19 protein-coding genes are annotated in these 16,483 nt (G+C 59.8%); 11 read left to right on the forward strand and 8 right to left on the reverse strand.

Annotation, left to right across the window (positions count from 1 at the left end; genetic code table 11):
- Positions 1-3 precede the first annotated feature (3 nt).
- The 3 genes from bluB to DI396_RS03105 all read left to right on the forward strand — a co-directional run bounded on the left by bluB (position 4) and on the right by DI396_RS03105 (position 2,112).
- Positions 4-645, forward strand: coding sequence for a 5,6-dimethylbenzimidazole synthase (gene bluB, locus DI396_RS03095; protein WP_268876826.1), 642 nt, complete (start codon positions 4-6; stop codon positions 643-645).
- 144 nt (positions 646-789) lie between these two features.
- Positions 790-1,308: a ribosome maturation factor RimM gene (gene rimM / locus DI396_RS03100; protein ID WP_110794638.1), complete on the forward strand. Its 519-nt coding sequence runs from the start codon at positions 790-792 to the stop codon at positions 1,306-1,308.
- Between the two features lie 3 nt (positions 1,309-1,311).
- Positions 1,312-2,112 carry a hypothetical protein gene (locus DI396_RS03105; protein ID WP_110794639.1) on the forward strand — a complete coding sequence of 267 codons (801 nt, stop codon included), beginning with the start codon at positions 1,312-1,314 and terminating at the stop codon, positions 2,110-2,112.
- Here DI396_RS03105 and DI396_RS03110 read toward each other — a convergent pair.
- The gene (locus DI396_RS03110; protein WP_162617132.1) at positions 2,109-3,083 is read right to left on the reverse strand and encodes a phosphotransferase; all 975 of its coding nucleotides are present in this window, start codon (positions 3,081-3,083) and stop codon (positions 2,109-2,111) included. The two genes, DI396_RS03105 and DI396_RS03110, sit on opposite strands and share 4 nt — an antisense overlap.
- Before the next feature lie 216 nt (positions 3,084-3,299).
- Here DI396_RS03110 and trmD point away from each other — a divergent pair, with 216 nt between their 5' ends.
- The 3 genes from trmD (at position 3,300) to rpmE (ending at position 5,054) form a co-directional block, all read left to right on the forward strand.
- Entirely contained in the window at positions 3,300-4,130 is an 831-nt protein-coding gene (gene trmD, locus DI396_RS03115; RefSeq protein WP_110794641.1) for a tRNA (guanosine(37)-N1)-methyltransferase TrmD, read from the forward strand.
- 307 nt (positions 4,131-4,437) lie between these two features.
- Positions 4,438-4,821, forward strand: coding sequence for a 50S ribosomal protein L19 (rplS, locus tag DI396_RS03120; RefSeq protein ID WP_110794642.1), 384 nt, complete (start codon positions 4,438-4,440; stop codon positions 4,819-4,821).
- Positions 4,822-4,832: 11 nt separating this feature from the next.
- Complete coding sequence (gene rpmE / locus DI396_RS03125) at positions 4,833-5,054, forward strand: 50S ribosomal protein L31 (RefSeq protein ID WP_110794643.1); 222 nt, start codon at positions 4,833-4,835, stop codon at positions 5,052-5,054.
- 143 nt (positions 5,055-5,197) lie between these two features.
- Here the strand turns inward: rpmE and DI396_RS03130 are convergent, their stop codons facing one another.
- Positions 5,198-5,878, reverse strand: coding sequence for a nitroreductase (locus DI396_RS03130; RefSeq protein ID WP_110794644.1), 681 nt, complete (start codon positions 5,876-5,878; stop codon positions 5,198-5,200).
- 286 nt (positions 5,879-6,164) lie between these two features.
- On the opposite strand from DI396_RS03130, the gene DI396_RS03135 reads away from it, so the two are divergent.
- Complete coding sequence (locus DI396_RS03135; RefSeq protein WP_110794876.1) at positions 6,165-6,974, forward strand: division plane positioning ATPase MipZ; 810 nt, start codon at positions 6,165-6,167, stop codon at positions 6,972-6,974.
- Between the two features lie 319 nt (positions 6,975-7,293).
- Positions 7,294-8,061, forward strand: coding sequence for an aldolase/citrate lyase family protein (locus DI396_RS03145; protein WP_110794646.1), 768 nt, complete (start codon positions 7,294-7,296; stop codon positions 8,059-8,061).
- Positions 8,062-8,128: 67 nt separating this feature from the next.
- Here the strand turns inward: DI396_RS03145 and DI396_RS03150 are convergent, their stop codons facing one another.
- Positions 8,129-8,353, reverse strand: coding sequence for a hypothetical protein (locus DI396_RS03150; RefSeq protein WP_110794647.1), 225 nt, complete (start codon positions 8,351-8,353; stop codon positions 8,129-8,131).
- Positions 8,354-8,396: 43 nt separating this feature from the next.
- A complete protein-coding gene (pyk, locus tag DI396_RS03155) occupies positions 8,397-9,842 on the reverse strand; it encodes a pyruvate kinase (protein WP_110794648.1) in 1,446 nt (481 codons plus the stop codon).
- 290 nt (positions 9,843-10,132) lie between these two features.
- Between pyk and DI396_RS03160 the strand changes: the two genes are divergently transcribed.
- Together DI396_RS03160 and DI396_RS03165 are read left to right on the forward strand one after the other, a co-directional pair.
- A complete protein-coding gene (locus tag DI396_RS03160; RefSeq protein WP_110794649.1) occupies positions 10,133-10,873 on the forward strand; it encodes an N-formylglutamate amidohydrolase in 741 nt (246 codons plus the stop codon).
- 350 nt (positions 10,874-11,223) lie between these two features.
- Complete coding sequence (locus tag DI396_RS03165) at positions 11,224-11,538, forward strand: DUF1244 domain-containing protein (RefSeq protein ID WP_110794877.1); 315 nt, start codon at positions 11,224-11,226, stop codon at positions 11,536-11,538.
- Positions 11,539-11,648: 110 nt separating this feature from the next.
- Here DI396_RS03165 and DI396_RS03170 read toward each other — a convergent pair whose 3' ends face one another.
- The 3 genes from DI396_RS03170 to dgcN form a co-directional block, all read right to left on the reverse strand.
- The gene (locus DI396_RS03170) at positions 11,649-12,509 is read right to left on the reverse strand and encodes a D-amino-acid transaminase (protein ID WP_110794878.1); all 861 of its coding nucleotides are present in this window, start codon (positions 12,507-12,509) and stop codon (positions 11,649-11,651) included.
- Positions 12,510-12,531: 22 nt separating this feature from the next.
- Positions 12,532-13,497, reverse strand: coding sequence for an N-acetyl-D-Glu racemase DgcA (gene dgcA, locus DI396_RS03175; protein ID WP_110794650.1), 966 nt, complete (start codon positions 13,495-13,497; stop codon positions 12,532-12,534).
- A gap of 122 nt (positions 13,498-13,619) precedes the next feature.
- The gene (gene dgcN, locus DI396_RS03180) at positions 13,620-14,615 is read right to left on the reverse strand and encodes an N-acetyltransferase DgcN (protein ID WP_110794651.1); all 996 of its coding nucleotides are present in this window, start codon (positions 14,613-14,615) and stop codon (positions 13,620-13,622) included.
- A 286-nt stretch (positions 14,616-14,901) separates the two neighbouring features.
- On the opposite strand from dgcN, the gene DI396_RS03190 reads away from it, so the two are divergent.
- Positions 14,902-15,864 carry an L-malyl-CoA/beta-methylmalyl-CoA lyase gene (locus tag DI396_RS03190; RefSeq protein ID WP_110794653.1) on the forward strand — a complete coding sequence of 321 codons (963 nt, stop codon included), beginning with the start codon at positions 14,902-14,904 and terminating at the stop codon, positions 15,862-15,864.
- A gap of 72 nt (positions 15,865-15,936) precedes the next feature.
- On the opposite strand, the gene DI396_RS03195 is transcribed toward DI396_RS03190, so the two are convergent.
- Positions 15,937-16,365 carry a lytic transglycosylase domain-containing protein gene (locus DI396_RS03195; RefSeq protein WP_235851736.1) on the reverse strand — a complete coding sequence of 143 codons (429 nt, stop codon included), beginning with the start codon at positions 16,363-16,365 and terminating at the stop codon, positions 15,937-15,939.
- Positions 16,366-16,483: the final 118 nt, after the last annotated feature.

Below are 16,483 nucleotides of genomic sequence, written 5' to 3' on the forward strand. Positions count from 1 at the left end.
TCTTTGAAACCGGTCATTTCCACTTTTCCGGACTCGTTCCGGCAACAGTTTGACCAATTGATGTGGTTGCGGCGCGATGTGCGCCGCTTCCGCAGCGATCCCATTGACGAGGCGGCCTTGGCGCGCGCATTGCGCGGTTTTGCGGCCGCCCCGTCGGTCGGGTTATCGCAACCCTGGCGCATCATTCGGCTGGAGACAGCTGATGCGCGCGCCAAGTCACTGGCCAATTTCGAGGCTGCGAATGCGCAGGCGCTCGCCGGATATAGTGGCGAAAAATCAAAAATTTACGCCGGGTTGAAATTGTCGGGAATGCGTGATGCCCCCGTGCAATTCGCCGTGTTTTGCGATGATAGCACCCCTAAGGGCGCCGGGTTGGGCGCGGCGACAATGCCGGAAATGCGCCGCTATTCCGTCGTGACCGCCGTTACGCAATTCTGGCTGGCGGCGCGAGCCGAAGGCTTGGGCGTGGGATGGGTGTCGATCCTCGATCCTGCGCAGCTTTGCGCCGATTTGGACGTGCCCGAGGATTATACCCTGGTCGCATATCTGTGCGTGGGCACCCCCGAAGAGTTCACCGACAGCCCCGAATTGGAGCGCGCCGGCTGGGAAACCCGTTGCACTGACGTGCCGGTTGAGTCACGCTAGACCCGTGTTTCGCCCGATCCGCACATTGATCCTGTTGATGGTTGCCTTTATGGCAGGGCTTCTGTTTGAACGGTCAGAGCAAAGCGAAAAATGCGCGGCGATTGGCGGAACCTTCACCGCAGGCCTGTGCAGAGGAGACGCACAATGACAGATGTTTCGCGTACCGATCTGGTCTGTGTGGGCACGATTTCCGGCTCATACGGGGTCAAAGGCGAGGTGCGGTTCAAAAGCTTCACCGCCCAACCCGAAGATATCGTTCTGTATAACCCGCTAACCGACGAAAACGGCGCGCGGCAGTTTATCGTCGGCATAACGCGCGGCGTGAAAAACGGGTTTTCCGGACGCATCGAGGGCATTCAAACCAAAGAACAGGCCGACGATCTGCGCGGCACGAAACTTTATGCGCGGCGTGATCAATTGCCGTCCTTACCGGACGATGAGTTTTATCATGCCGATTTGATTGATCTTGAGGTGCTGGACACCGGCGGTGCGGTCTTGGGCCGGGTCAAACAAGTGATGAACCACGGCGCGGGCGACTTGCTCGAAATCCACGGGCCGGGGATGAGCGCGACCGTGCTGATCCCTTTCACCCGCGAAGCGGTGCCGACGGTCGATTTAACCGCAGGGCGCATCATCGTCGATCCGCCCGAGGGATCGCTTTAACCGATGCGCATGGTGCTGCATTGCGGGTTCCACAAAACCGGCACCACCAGCGTGCAAAAGATGCTCGACCGCGACCGCGCGCTTTTGGCGCCGCAGATGCAGATCGCACTCAAGGCCGAAATCCGCGCCGCCGCCCTCGCCGCGCGCGATTGGTCCGCCACCCGCAATCCGGCAAAGATGAGCGCCTATATTTACGATCTGGCTCTGTTTTTCGAAAGCCTCGACCCCGATGATCCGCGCCCGCTGTGCCTCTCATGTGAGGATTTATGCGGGTTCATGCCGGGGCGCAGGCATCTGACCGATTATCGGGCAGCCGCAGAATTGTTGCCCGCGCTTTGTGAGGTGATCCAAGAGGTGTTGCCCGCTTCGGATATCACCTTTTACTTCTCGACCCGCGCGCCGGAGCCTTGGGTCAAAAGTTGCTATGCGCAGCATTTGCGCGCCTCTGGCCTGCGCGACGATTTCCCCACCTATCGGGCGCAATATTTACCCCATGCAGATCTAGACGCCGATATCGCACGCATTGCCAAAGCCGTCGCACCGCATCGCGTTGCCTGGAGTGCCTTGGAGGATATGACCGGCAGATTGGGGCCGCTCGATCCTTTGCTCGACCTGGTCGCGATCAGCACCGAATTGCGCGCAAAAATTGCCCCCTTGCCGCCTGCCAACACCGCGTTGGATGAGGATGTGAAGGCTGCGTTGCTTGAGATCAACCGCACGCAGCCCCCTGGACAAAAGCGCAATAAGATCAAGCTCGATCTGGTGCGTGCAGCGCGCAAACGTGAACAATCCACGCGCCGCTAGAGCATGAAAAAATCGGGCACAATTTCCTGTATCCGGTCCCACACATAGGCCCGCCGTGGGCTTCTATCCGCAGGTTCATTTGGCTGTGCGGCCCATAGAGACAGCAACCTCACGCCTGCGTAAAAGCGCAAAACGGCGATGTCGATCTGCGCCTGATAGGCATCAATCCCCGGCGCGGAGACCTCCACCGGGCCCTCTGCCCCCTGCCCGAACCAGATCGCGTCGTCGACCAGAAGTCTGGCCAAATCCCGCATCGCAGGTGCAGGCGCGATGTTCTCGAAATCAATGCCGGTCACGGTATCCCCCTCCACAAGCAGGTTGCTCAACGTCATGTCGCCATGGATCACGGCAGCGGGGGTTCTCTGCCCCTCGATCGCGGCGGCCCAGTGTGACAGGGCGGCAAGGCAGCGCGCATATTGTCCGGCCTGTGGAATATCCCTTTGGCGGGCCAAACGGCGCAGACGCCGCAATGGCGGTGCGGTTTGCACCGGTTGGTCCGACTGCGGCGCAGACCGTTTCGCCCCGCCGCCTGTCAAAGCGCCGCCGGCCAAATGGAATGCCCCGAGCCATGCACCCGATGCGCGTAACACGCGGATCCGTTCCGCAGAATCTTCAGTCTGTGACAGGATTTCCCAAGCAGTCCGGCCCGGCACATGCGACAGCAAAAGCGCGCCGTGATCCGGCGCGGCGGCCAAGAGCCGCACTGTGCCACCGGGAAGGTTATGCGCCGCCAAGGCATGCGCCGCGCGGGCGGCCTCGCTCCTCGCAGCATCCACCGGCTGGCGCAGTTTTACAATCAACGGTGCAAATCCATCCCGATCAAACCGCAAAACGCCGCGCGCGCCGGTGCCTTCACGCCGCGCGCTGAGCACAACGGCCTGCCACCCTTCTGACGGAAAACCGGCGCGGGGCGCCAACGCCGAAAACGCCGCGCGGCCGGCGCTCGACACCTGTGCTTTGGGTTCTGTCATTGCCCGCCTTTGCTCTACTGCGCCTGCCATGTTTCCCCGTGCTCCGATATTCACGCCACAGGCGCGTGTAAATCGACCATACACTTCCCCGTCACCAGATATTTATGCGTCCTACATTTCTCGCAGCCCTGCAGATGACGATGATGGGCGCGACGGTGAGCCTAGGACGCGCGGAAAGGATTTTCAATCGGGCGCGGATCGCTTATCAGACGTGATATGAGCAATCCCTCCGATACACCTGCGCCGCAGCCTGCTGCACCGGCCGCCCGCTCGCACGGGCGCAAATCCATTTCTGCCACCTTGCGCCCGCGTGTTTTGATGGGCGAGGCCCCGCGTCTGGCGCGAGTCTGGACCGCGCGAATTATCACGCTCTTTCCCGAAGCTTTCCCTGGTGTGTTAGGCGAAAGCCTGACCGGCAAGGCGCTCAAGGAAGAGGCTTGGGCGCTTGAGACGATTGATCTGCGGCCCTACGGCATTGGCAAACACAAGAATGTTGATGACACGCCCGCGGGCGGCGGTGCGGGTATGGTGATCCGCGCGGATGTGCTTGGCCCCGCGATTGACGAGGCATTGGCACGCGCCAAGGGGCGGACGCGACTGATCTATCTCTCGCCGCGCGGACGCCGGTTCGATCAAGCCATGGCACGCGATTGGGCGGCGGGCGGCGGCGTCACGTTGATCTGCGGGCGCTTCGAGGGGATCGACGAGCGGGTGATCGAAGAATACCGCATCGAGGAAGTATCTTTAGGGGATTTTGTCCTCACCGGCGGCGAAATCGCGGCGCAGGCGATGTTGGATGCGACGGTGCGATTGTTGCCGGGGGTATTAGGCAACGCCGAGAGCATCGAAGACGAAAGCCATTCTGCGGGCCTGTTGGAGCATCCGCAATACACCCGCCCCGCCGAATGGAAGGGCCGCGCCATCCCGCCGGTTTTAATGTCCGGCCACCACGGCAAAATCGCGCAGTGGCGGTTGGCCACCGCCGAAGACATCACCCGCCAGCGCCGTCCCGACATGTGGGCGGACTATCAAAACCGCGAAGACTGACACGAATACCGGACAATGCGCGCGCATCGCCTGTAGAAAAAGGGCTGCGGGCACCAACAAGGCTTGATTTCGCCCCCCATCCACCGTATCAGCAGCCCGTTCGGGGCCGGAATCGGTCTACGGACCTGTTTGACGTTCCAATGCCGCATCTTCTTCGGTGCACCGCAGGGGCAAAAACAGACCTGATAAGATAACGATGACCTGATCTCTTGCGGGCGCCTTTCGGGGCGGACCCGGTGAAGACGAAGAGCTCTGAGGACACGCAAACTTCGTGGAATAAACCGCGAGCATATTTAGGAGACTGGCGATGAACCTGATCGCTCAACTCGAAGCGGAACAAGTGTCCGCTCTGGGGAAAGACATCCCCGATTTTAAGGCCGGCGACACCATTCGCGTTGGCTACAAAGTGACCGAAGGCACCCGTTCGCGCGTGCAGAACTACGAAGGCGTTTGCATCAGCCGTAAGAACGGCAAAGGCATCGCAGGCTCGTTCACGGTCCGTAAGATTTCCTTTGGTGAAGGCGTCGAACGTGTGTTCCCGCTGCACTCGACCAACATCGACCACATCGAAGTTGTGCGTCGTGGCCGTGTGCGCCGTGCGAAACTCTACTATCTGCGCTCGCGTCGCGGCAAATCCGCCCGTATCGCCGAAGTCACCAACTACAAGCCGCTCTCGGGCGCCAAAGCATAAGGATCGGCGAGATGAAAAAAGATATTCACCCCGATTACCACTTCATCAACGTCAAAATGACCGATGGAACTGTCCTGCAAATGCGCTCCACATGGGGCAAAGAGGGCGACACCATGTCCCTCGACATCGACCCGACCGTGCACCCTGCATGGACCGGCGGTGGCACACGTTTGATGGATGCCGGCGGCCGCGTGTCGAAGTTCAAAAACAAATATGCAGGTCTTGGCTTCTAAAAGCCCCGCCCTTTGCGATATACGAAACGCCGCCCTTCGGGGCGGCGTTTTTGGTTTGCAGATCGCCCTATGTGCGACTGCAAATCACATAATGGATGAGACGGCGCAGCCGCCTCATGCCGCCGGATTGCTCTTCGAATAGATCACTCATCAAACCCAACAAAGCGCGCGGTGTCCTCGACGCTACGGCGGGTGGACACCACGCCATTGGCTTCGAATGTCTCGTCCGGCCATCCCATTGCAACACAGGTCATGATGACCTGATCCTCCGGAATTTGCGCGTGTTCGCGCACCACCGGCGATTGCATGATGCCTTGACCGTTGATCACCGTGCCCAATCCGCGATCCCATGCGGCCAAAACCAAACCGTAGGTGACCGCGCCCAAATCGAAATGCCCAATGGTGCCCTGATTTTCTACAGATTTATCGAAGGTGACGACAACCGACACCGGCGCGTCGAACTGCCGAAATCCGCGCATCACCCAATCCTGACGGCGCTCTTTATCGTCGCGCGCGATCCCCATAGCCGCGAACAATTGTTTGGCGATGCCCACTTGGCGGTCGCGGTGCACGCCTTCATAGGCGCCGTGATCGGGGATCTCGCGCTGTGGCGGCACTCCGGCGAGCATCCGTTCGGAATTGCCCTTGCGCACGGCCTCTAATGGCGCGCCCGTCAGCACATGAAAATGCCACGGCTGTGTGTTCATCGATGACGGCGCGCGGCTGGCCAAGGCGATGATGTCTTCGAGCAATGCGCGCGGCACCGGATCAGGTTTATAGCCGCGAATGCTGCGCCGCCCTTGCATTGCCTGAGTCAATTCCATCTGTGGCTCTCCTTTTCCTGTGAGTTGTCAGGATCGTTAACCACAGGCCGTGAAGGGTCAAGGACGCCCCCGCATTTGGCAAAACTGCGTTGCGTCACTTTCACCCGCGCGCGAGGCGCAAGCGATGCAGAATTGCCGCCCTCGCACACGCAATCATGCTTGGCCTGCCTCAAAACTTCCCATATGAGGCGAGCATACATATAGTAGCCTTCAACAAGCTGTCCGCTATGTGTCGCATCGCATGCGGCATAGCGGACAACAGCAGGCGATCGGCAGAGGACAGAACATGGCGCATATCATTGTTGTCGGCAACGAAAAGGGCGGTGCGGGGAAATCCACCGTTTCGATCCATGTGGCGACCGCCTTGGCCCGCATGGGGCATCGCGTGGCGGTTCTGGATCTCGACCTGCGGCAAAAGACCTTTGCCCGCTATACCGAGAACCGCAAACGGTTTATGGCCGAGGCCGGGCTCGACCTGCCCTTCCCTGCCTATCACGATCTACCAGAGGTCGATCCAGCCAGCTTGCAACCCGGCGAGAACATCTATGACCATCGCCTGTCCGCAGCGGTTGCGGCGCTTGAACCGGACAATGATTTCATTTTGATCGACTGCCCGGGATCGCACACGCGGCTCAGTCAGGTTGCACATTCGCTGGCCGACACTCTGGTGACGCCGCTGAACGACAGTTTCATTGATTTTGACCTATTGGCCCGCATCGACGGCGATGGTGAAAAAATCCTCGGCCCGTCGGTCTATTCCGAAATGGTGTGGAATGCGCGGCAACTTCGGGCGCAGGCGGGATTGAAACCCATCGATTGGGTGGTGCTGCGCAACCGCCTTGGCGCCCAGAATATGGTCAACAAGGCCAAGATGGAAAAAGCGATCGAACGGCTTGCCAAGCGCATCGGCTTCCGCGTCGCTCCGGGATTTAATGAACGGGTGATCTTCCGCGAATTGTTCCCGCGTGGATTGACGCTTCTGGACCTTAAAGACATCGGCGTGAAGGGGCTCAACATCTCCAACATCGCCGCGCGACAAGAATTGCGCGACCTGATGAAATCGCTGAAACTGCCCGGCGTCGACGTCAACTTTTAGGTCCGGCATTGTGCCAGATGAGCCATGTTACAGCGCGGCCATCTAAAACCGCTGTGGGGCGCGTCCCCGGTGATACGTCGGCTTGGCTAAACGACAAAATGGTTTGGATGTGCCGACCAGAGCAGCGGCCAGCTTTTGACCGCCTCGCTTGAGCAGACCGCACCCGCGCTTCGCAGACGGGTCAATGAGCACGCCGAAGACAGCGCCGATGCGGCGGATGAAACCGGGCCGGATGCGGATTAGGTCCTGCAAAACGCCTTGCGTGTGTGCCTGCGCGCTGCCACCTTTGGCCTTTCCCACCGTGGCAAGGAGATCCCTCATGCCCGCCCCAAAAAATGAATTTAAAGCGGCGCTTGCGCGCGGCGAGGTGCAAATCGGTGCCTGGTGCGGCATGGCCAATGCCTATGCCGCCGAGATCATGGCGACAGCAGGGTTTAACTGGCTGGTGCTCGACAATGAACATGCCCCCAATGATCTGCGTTCGACCTTGGCGCAGATGCAGGCGATGCAGGGATCGGCAACCCATCCCGTGGTGCGCATTCCGGTGGGCGAGACCTGGATGGTCAAACAAATGCTCGACGCCGGCGCGCAAACCATCCTTGTGCCGATGATCGAAAGCGGCACAGAGGCCGCCGAAATGGCGCGCGCGATGCGCTATCCGCCGCATGGGGTGCGCGGTGTGGGCGCGAACATGGCACGGGCGTCGAAATTCGGCGCAATTGCCGATTACCTGCACACCGCCAATGACGAGGTATGCCTGTTGGTGCAGGTCGAAAGCCGCGCGGCGATGGCTGCGTTGGACGATATTTTGGCTGTGGAGGGGGTCGATGGTGTGTTCATCGGGCCGGCGGATCTTTCTGCCGATATGGGGCATTTGGGGAACACCACCGCGCCCGAAGTCTCTGCGGAGATCAGGGACGCCATCGCGCGGATCAATGCCGCAGGCAAATTTTCCGGTATCCTCGGGACCGATGACACCATGCCGGGGCAGTATCTGGAATGGGGCGCGACATTCGTTGCCGTGGGCGTGGATGTCACGCTTTTGGCGCGGGCTGCACGTGCCAAAGCCGCGCAATGGCGCCCATAGCACCCCCCTCGCAAATCATTACAGCAGACCAAAGGCCAGATTGGCCATACGGACACGGATCACCGCCTCAATTGACGTAGCGCGCCACGACTTTGACAAAGGCTTCGGGCACGTCGTCGATGGTATACCCGCCGGGCTTTTGCGACATCGCCCATGCGGACAGCGCCCCACCCGCGATCAAAGCAAAGGCCGCCACACGCGGCGCACGCCCATCGGAAAAGGCCGAAATCACTGCCGGAATGGAAAAAACAACAATCATCAAGCCGACAACCAAGGCCAGATCCGAATCCATATACTCATCCTCACGCTAATCTGTCGTTAACCATGGCGTCAGCTTACTCTGGATCAGAGGCGTAAATCAATCTTTCCTCACAAGGCGCAACACGCAGGATGTTGGTGGTGCCCGGCACGTTGAAGGGCACGCCGGCCATGACGACGATTTGATCGTCCTTGGTGGCAAAACCTTGGCTACGGGCGGCGCGCGCGGCATTGATCACCGCCTGTTTGAACCGGCCAAGTTCAGAGGTCATCACGCAATTGATCCCCCAAGACAACGCCAAACGCCGCGCGGTGCTGCGTTCACTGGTCATGGCGATGATGGGCACGCGGGGTTTTTCACGCGCGGTCAAAAGCGCGGTGGTGCCGCTTTGAGTAAAGCAGCAGATCACTTTGATATGGGCGGCTTCGGCGATCTCGCGCGCGGCGGCAACGATGCCGTCGGCCACGGTGACCCGCACGGGACGGCGCGAGGCTTCGATCACTTCTCGGTAGGTCTCGTCGTTCTCCACCTCGGACGCGACATTGGTCATCGTGGTCACCGCTTCGACCGGATAGGAGCCCGCTGCGGATTCTGCCGACAGCATAATCGCATCAGTGCCCTCATAGATCGCGGTGGCGACATCGGACACCTCGGCCCGGGTCGGCATCGGGCTGTCGATCATCGATTCGAGCATCTGCGTCGCCACAATCACCGGTTTGGCCGCCGCGCGACATTTGCGGATGATACGTTTTTGGATCGGCGGAACATTTTGCACCGGCAATTCAACGCCCAAATCACCGCGTGCCACCATGATGCCATCGGAAACCGCGAGGATGTCATCGATGCATTTGACCGCCGAAGGTTTTTCGATTTTCGACAAAATCGCGGCGCGGCCACCGGCCAAGGCCCGCGCTTCGGTCACGTCTTCGGGCCGCTGCACAAAGCTCAGCGCCAACCAATCAACCCCCAATTGGCAGACAAACTCCAAATCGGCGCGGTCCTTTCCGGACAGGGCTGCGAGGGGCAAGACCACATCGGGCACATTGACGCCCTTGCGATTGGAAATCGTGCCACCGTTAAGCACTTCGCAATCGGCGAAATCGGCGCCGCAAGCGGTGACTTTCAGGCTGATTTTTCCGTCATTGACCAACAAGCGTGCGCCAACCTCGAGCGCGGCAAAAATTTCCGGATGCGGCAAGCGCACACGGCTCAACGTGCCTTCGGCCTCGTCCAGATCAAGCCGGAAGGCCGCGCCTTCGATCAACTCTTCGGAGCCGTTGGCAAAGGTGCCGACCCGCAATTTCGGGCCCTGCAAATCGGCCAAAATCCCGATCGGCGTGTCGAGGTCTTTTTCGATCTGTCGGATGATCCGGTGTTTTTCACGGATTTCATCATGCTGCCCGTGGCTCATATTGAGGCGAAACACATCTGCCCCCGCTTCATGCAGGGCGCGGATCATCTCGTAGGTTTCCGAGGCTGGGCCAAGTGTGGCAACGATTTTGGTATTGCGGTGACGCCTCATCGGATGATCCTTCTTTTGTGGCCCTTCGGCCTTTTGGCCGCGCCTACTGCCACCATATCAAGGGCACAGCGGGACGCAATCGGTGCATGTGGCGGCTATTGGTCTCATATCACAGCGCCATGCGAGAGGGGCCGTGAAAACGCATGGGTGGACGCCGATAGGTTCTCACGATTAACATCAAAATCCAACCGGAGATGATAACGCTAACGCCGCTGCATCTTCTATTGCTCAATTCCAATTGCGAGACAACTCCCCTATGTCTAACAGAGCACAAATGACGCGAGGATGACATGACATACGCGCCTTACCACATTCTCGGGCCAGACCGGTCAAGCCGCTGGTTGCTGGCCTGTGACCACGCGGCGCATACGGTGCCGGAGTTTATTGCCGGCGGCAATTTGGGCCTCCCCCCCGAGGATATGGCACGTCACATCGCTTATGATCCCGGCGCGGCAGGATTAAGCCGCGCCTTGGCCGATATTCTTGATGCGCCCGCCATTTTGTCAAATTTTTCGCGCTTGGTGATCGACCCAAATCGCGGCGAAGACGATCCAACGTTGCTGATGAAACTATATGATGGCACGATCATTCCCGCCAACCGCCATGCCGGTACTGCGGAGCGCGATCTGAGGTTGAACCGCTGTTACCGCCCCTATCACACCGCCCTGTCTGAGTTGGCCGCGCGGCGGACGGATACGGCGATCATATCGGTGCACAGCTTTACGCGGCAGTTGCGCGGACGGCCGCCGCGCCCTTGGCATATCGGCGTGCTCTATGCCTCTGACCAACGGATCGCCAAACCGCTGCTGCGCATGCTCCGGGCCGAGCCGGATCTTTGCGTCGGCGCCAATGAACCTTACGCCGGACACATTCCCGGCGATACGCTTGCGCGCCATGCGATTGCCTATGAGCGACCAAACGTCCTTTTGGAATTGTGCAATGATTTGATCGAAACCGACGCACAGCAACGGGCATGGGCGGCGCGGATCGCGCCGATGCTCAACGCCGCATTGGCAGAGGCGGGATGTTAAACCGCCGCATATAACTTGCACACCTCTGCCACCGACACCCAAGCGGCACAGGCAGCCATCCCTCCAAGCGATTATTAGGACGCCCCGACGTTCGGGCCACAAGAAGGCACATATGGCGCGCCAAACACGCCGCATCTGTCGCCCTGTGTGCGCAAAACGGCCCCGGCGCGACAAATCCCCACGCGAGTGCCGATGCATGCCGGACCTGTGTGCGAAGCGCGGCGCGGCCCGCATCCCTGTCCCTTTCACGATCACCAAGCGCACCTACGACTTTTCGCCCGCTCTGGCCCGCCGCACGCCAACGCTATAACATCGGTCAAACCGCCTGTTTTGGAGACACGCCTATGGATATCGACGACCAAACCCGCATCGAAATCGAAGCCGCCGCCTTTCGCACCCTGCGCGCGCATTTGATGGAAAAACGCCCCGATGTGCAGAACATCGACCTGATGAACATGGCCGGATTTTGCCGCAACTGTCTGAGCCGCTGGTATCAGGAGGCCGCCAATGAGCGCGGCCTGGAAATGAGCAAAGAGACGGCCCGCGAAATCTATTACGGCATGCCCTATGACGATTGGAAAGCCCAAAGCCAGACCGAGGCCAGCGCCGAAAAGCAGGCGGCGTTCAAAGACGCCTTTGCCAAGAATGTCGGCGACGCAGGTTAACCGGCCGCTGTTTTAACGCATCCGCCCGCGCCGCATTAATCCCCCGCGCGCCCATCCGATTGGGCGCGCGGTAGATTATCCTTATCAGATATGCGACCGCCCCAGAGGGATCAGAGCGCCGTTTTCAAGCTCTCTTCAATGTAAATTTCGCGCAGGCGGCTGGCGACAGACCCGACCTCGCCAGATCCGATCGCCTTGCCGTCAATCTCCACCACCGGAAACACAAAGGTCGTGGCCGAAGTGACAAACGCCTCATCCGCCTCTTGCGCCTCTTCGATGCTGAAACTGCGTTCCTCGACAACCATCTGTGCTTCCTTGGCAAGGCGCAGAACAGCCGCACGGGTGATGCCCGCAAGGATATCATTGCTCAGTTTGCGCGTGATAATCTTGCCGCCCTTGACGATATAGGCGTTGTTCGAGGTGCCTTCGGTGACCTTACCATCCTCAACCATCCACGCATCATCGGCGCCTGCTTTGGCCGCCATCATCTTGCCCATCGACGGGTAGAGAAGCTGCACGGTTTTGATGTCGCGGCGGGTCCAACGCAGGTCATCGATCGAAATCACCTTGATGCCTTTTTGTGCCGCAAGCGCATTCACGAGGTTCTTCACCTGTGTGAACAACACCAAGCTCGACGGGGTTTCATCGGGATCGGGAAAGGCGAAATCGCGGTCTGCGGGGGCGCCGCGCGTGATTTGCAAATAGATGCCCCCCTCATCCAATTGGTTTTTCTCGATCAACGCGCGGTGGATCGCCAAGAGTTCGTCCATCGTCACCGGATTGGCCATATCCAATTCATTGAGCGAACGTTGCAGGCGCGCCGAATGGCCTTCGAAATCCACCAATTTACCGCCGATCACCGACGTGACCTCATAAACCCCATCCGCCATCAAAAATCCGCGATCAAAAATCGAGATCTTGGCCTCTGTTTCGGGCAAATACTCTCCGTTGACATAAACGGTACGGGTCATGGTCTTCTCCTCAAAATCCGCGTCACCCCCAAAGGCCACGCTTGGGCGGGTGCACTCCGGAAACGTCATATTGCAATGCTTCGGGTCGGTCTTCGGCCAATAACAGCGGCCCGTCAAGGTCCGTCACCAGCGCGCCTTGGGCCAAAAGTGTTGCGGGCGCCATGGCCAAGGACGATCCAACCATACATCCCACCATGATTTTGTATCCTGCGGCGACCGCCGCTTCGCGCAAGGCCAAGCCTTCGGTCAAACCGCCGGTTTTATCCAGCTTGATGTTCACCACATCATATTTTCCGGTCAACCCGGCGAGGCTGGCACGATCATGACAACTTTCATCCGCACACACAGGCACCGGTCGCGCCATGCCCAACAAGGCGTCATCCTCCCCTGCGGGCAGGGGCTGCTCGACCAATGTCACGCCCAAGCGCAGCAAATGCGGCGCAAGATCAGCATAGACCTCGGCGCTCCACCCTTCATTGGCATCGACGATAATATCCGATTTCGGCGCGCCCGCCCGCACCGCCTCCAAGCGCGGCATATCATCGGGCGTGCCGAGCTTGATTTTCAAAAGCGGGCGAAACGCATGTTTATGTGCCTGCGCGCGCATCGCCTCCGGCGCGGCCAAGGACAAAGTAAATGCGGTGATCTCCGGTTTCGGTCTGGGCAATCCCGCCAATTCCCACACCCGCTTTCCGGCGTGCTTGGCCTCCAGATCCCACAAGGCGCAATCCACCGCATTGCGCGCCGCCCCTGCCGGCAAAAGCCCCTGCAATGCGGCACGATCGAAAACTGAAGGCAGCGCCGCAATCTCTGCCTCGACGCCTTCAAGCGTCTCGCCGTAGCGCGCATAGGGCACGCATTCGCCGCGCCCGGCATGGCCGCCATCAGTCACCGTTACGGTCAAAACCTGCGCTTCTGTCCGGCTGCCACGGCTGATGGTAAACACCTCGGCCAATTGAAACACATCACGCGTCACGCTCACATCCATCGCTACACCTGCCGCACGTTCCGCGCCGCCCTTTCTGCTTTCTTTAAATATCCCCGCCGGAGGCTCCCCCATGCACGGCCCAAGCGCAAGACCCGTTCCGGCGTGGCCGGTCGGCCGGTTGCTTAATCCAGCGCATCCACCAATCGCGTCGCCCCATGGCGGAACGGATCTACCGCAGGCAATCCCATCTGGTGCTCGACCCGCGCCAGATAGGCCTCCGCCTCGGCATCGCTCATATGCTGGGTATTGACCGAAATTCCGACAGCTTTGCAATCAGGGTTTCCAACCTGCGCCAAAGGCAGCGCCACATCGCGCAGCCGCTCCAACGTCGGCACATCATAGCTGGGCAAGCCGCGCATATGCGTGCGCGTCGGCTCATGGCACAAGATCAAAGCATCGGGTTGTCCGCCATGTATTAGGGCCAAAGTCACACCGGAATAGGACACGTGAAACAGGCTGCCCTGCCCCTCGATCAAATCCCAATGATCCTCGTCATTGTCCGGCGTCAGCCATTCGATGGATCCGGCCATGAAATCCGCAACCACCGCATCCACGGGCACGCCGCCGCCGGTGATCAAAATCCCCGTCTGCCCCGTGGCGCGAAAATCGCAATTCATCCCGCGTTTGCGCATCTCGGCATCCATCGCAAGGCACGTATACATCTTGCCAACAGAGCAATCGGTCCCGACAGCCAAAAGGCGCTTACCGCTGCGCTTCACACCATTGGCAATCGGATAGGCCACGGACGGCACCCGAACGTCATGCAACAGGCGCCCCAAACCGCCCGCCGTTTGGGCCAATTCAGGGTCATCGCGCAATAGATTGTGCAAGCCAGAGGCCAAATCGAACCCGACCTCCAGCGCCGCGCGCAGCACCGCGCGCCAGCTTTCGGAGATATATCCGCCGCGGTTCGCCACCCCGATCACCAAAGTCCGCGCGCCGGCATCATAGGCCTCTTGCAACCCCATATCGGGCAAGCCCATATCGGCCTTGCACCCCTCCAGCCGGAACTGCCCCAGCGCAAATTCGGGGCGCCAGTCGCGAATACCCTGTGCCACTTTGGCAGCCAACGGATCGACGGCATCACCGAGGAACAAAAGATAAGGGGTCTGGATCATGGCAGGGCTCCGGTCTATTTCGCGCCACAGCGCGGTACATCACATTGCGCTCAGTTTCATCCGGCAAGCGGGGTATTTCCTCCGAAATTCAGCGCAAGATTGATGATTTTGAGCAAGATTCGTTCAAATATTTGATCCAAATCGGGAGAATTCACCTCCACAGGCGCCGCCCCCGCCGCAGTGCAGCACCCATGCCGCAAGCGCAGAATCGTCTTGCGCGGCAGCGCGCAATTTAATAACCCATGATGCGACATATGCGAAACTTCCTTACTCGAAAGGCCTGCCCATGAGCTTCCGTCTTCAGCCCACCGCCCCTGCCCGTCCGAACCGCTGCCAGCTGTTTGGCCCGGGATCGAACACCAAGCTTTTTGCCAAAATGGCGGCCTCTGCGGCAGATGTGATCAACCTCGATCTTGAGGATTCCGTCTCCCCTTCGGACAAAGACAGCGCCCGCGCCAACGTCATCGCCGCGATCAGCGACTATGATTGGGGCAACAAGACGCTTTCGGTCCGTATCAACGGTCTCGACACGCCCTATTGGTATCGTGATGTGGTGGATTTGATGGAACAGGCAGGCGAGCGCCTTGACCAGATCATGATCCCGAAAGTCGGCTGCGCCGCCGATATCTATGCCGTGGATGCTTTGGTCACCGCGATTGAAACCGCCAAAGGCCGCAGCAAAAAAATCAATTTCGAAGTCATCATCGAGAGCGCCGCAGGCATCGCACATGTCGAAGAAATTGCCGCTTCTTCGCCGCGCCTTGTCGCAATGAGCCTCGGCGCCGCAGATTTCGCCGCCTCAATGGGCATGCAAACCACCGGCATCGGCGGAACGCAGGAAAACTATTACATGCTGCGCGAAGGCGCAAAATACTGGTCCGATCCATGGCATTGGGCACAGACCGCGATTGTTGCGGCCTGCCGCACCCATGGCGTTTTGCCGGTCGATGGCCCGTTTGGCGATTTCTCCGATGATGAGGGCTTCCGTGCACAGGCTTTGCGTTCTGCCACGCTTGGCATGGTCGGCAAATGGGCAATCCACCCCAAGCAAATCGCATTGGCCAACGAGGTTTTCACCCCCTCCGAGGACGCTGTTGCCGAGGCGCGCGAAATTCTCGCCGCGATGGAAACCGCCAAAGCCAACGGCGAAGGCGCAACCGTCTACAAAGGCCGCCTCGTGGATATTGCCTCGATCAAACAGGCCGAAGTCATCGTGCGCCAATCCGAGATGATCGCCGCCAGCGCCTAAACCACGCGGTCCCAACACACCATCAAAGCCCGTGCGCCACAGCGTGCGGGCTTTTTCAATGTTTGATGCCCCCTATCGAAGCCCGGTTTCCTCAAGCATGCCGCGCCGCTTGGCCTCGTAATAATACCCTTGCGAATACCACTTCACCGCCGTGTCATAACTGCCGTCCGACAAAAGCCACGCCCCGCGCAGGTATTTCACCGCGTAGGTCAGGTTGGTTTCAGCGTCGAGCAATCCCTCGGCGCTGCCCTCATATCCCATGCCCCGCGCGGTGGCGGGCAGGATTTGCATCAACCCGTAATATGGCCCGTTGCGTGCCCAAGGGCGGTGCGTGCTTTCGCGCACGATCACCCGTTGCACCAAACCCACCGGAACGTCATATCGCGCGGCGGCCGCTTTGATTTGCTTGCGCAACTCGGGCGTTTCGTTGGGGTAGAGCGGCACCTCTTTGGCCGCACGGGATGCGGCCCGCGCGTCCGGCGCCTTGCCGCAACCGGCCATTGGTGCCATCGCGGCCATAAGGATCACCGCGCAAAACGACCGGGAAATCAGGGACAAATCAAAGGCTCCATCTATGATACAGCCCCTTGCTACCCGCGCGGCGCGGCCCATGACCAGC

This window comes from Litorivita pollutaquae, from assembly GCF_003205515.1.
Lineage (GTDB): Bacteria > Pseudomonadota > Alphaproteobacteria > Rhodobacterales > Rhodobacteraceae > Litorivita > Litorivita pollutaquae.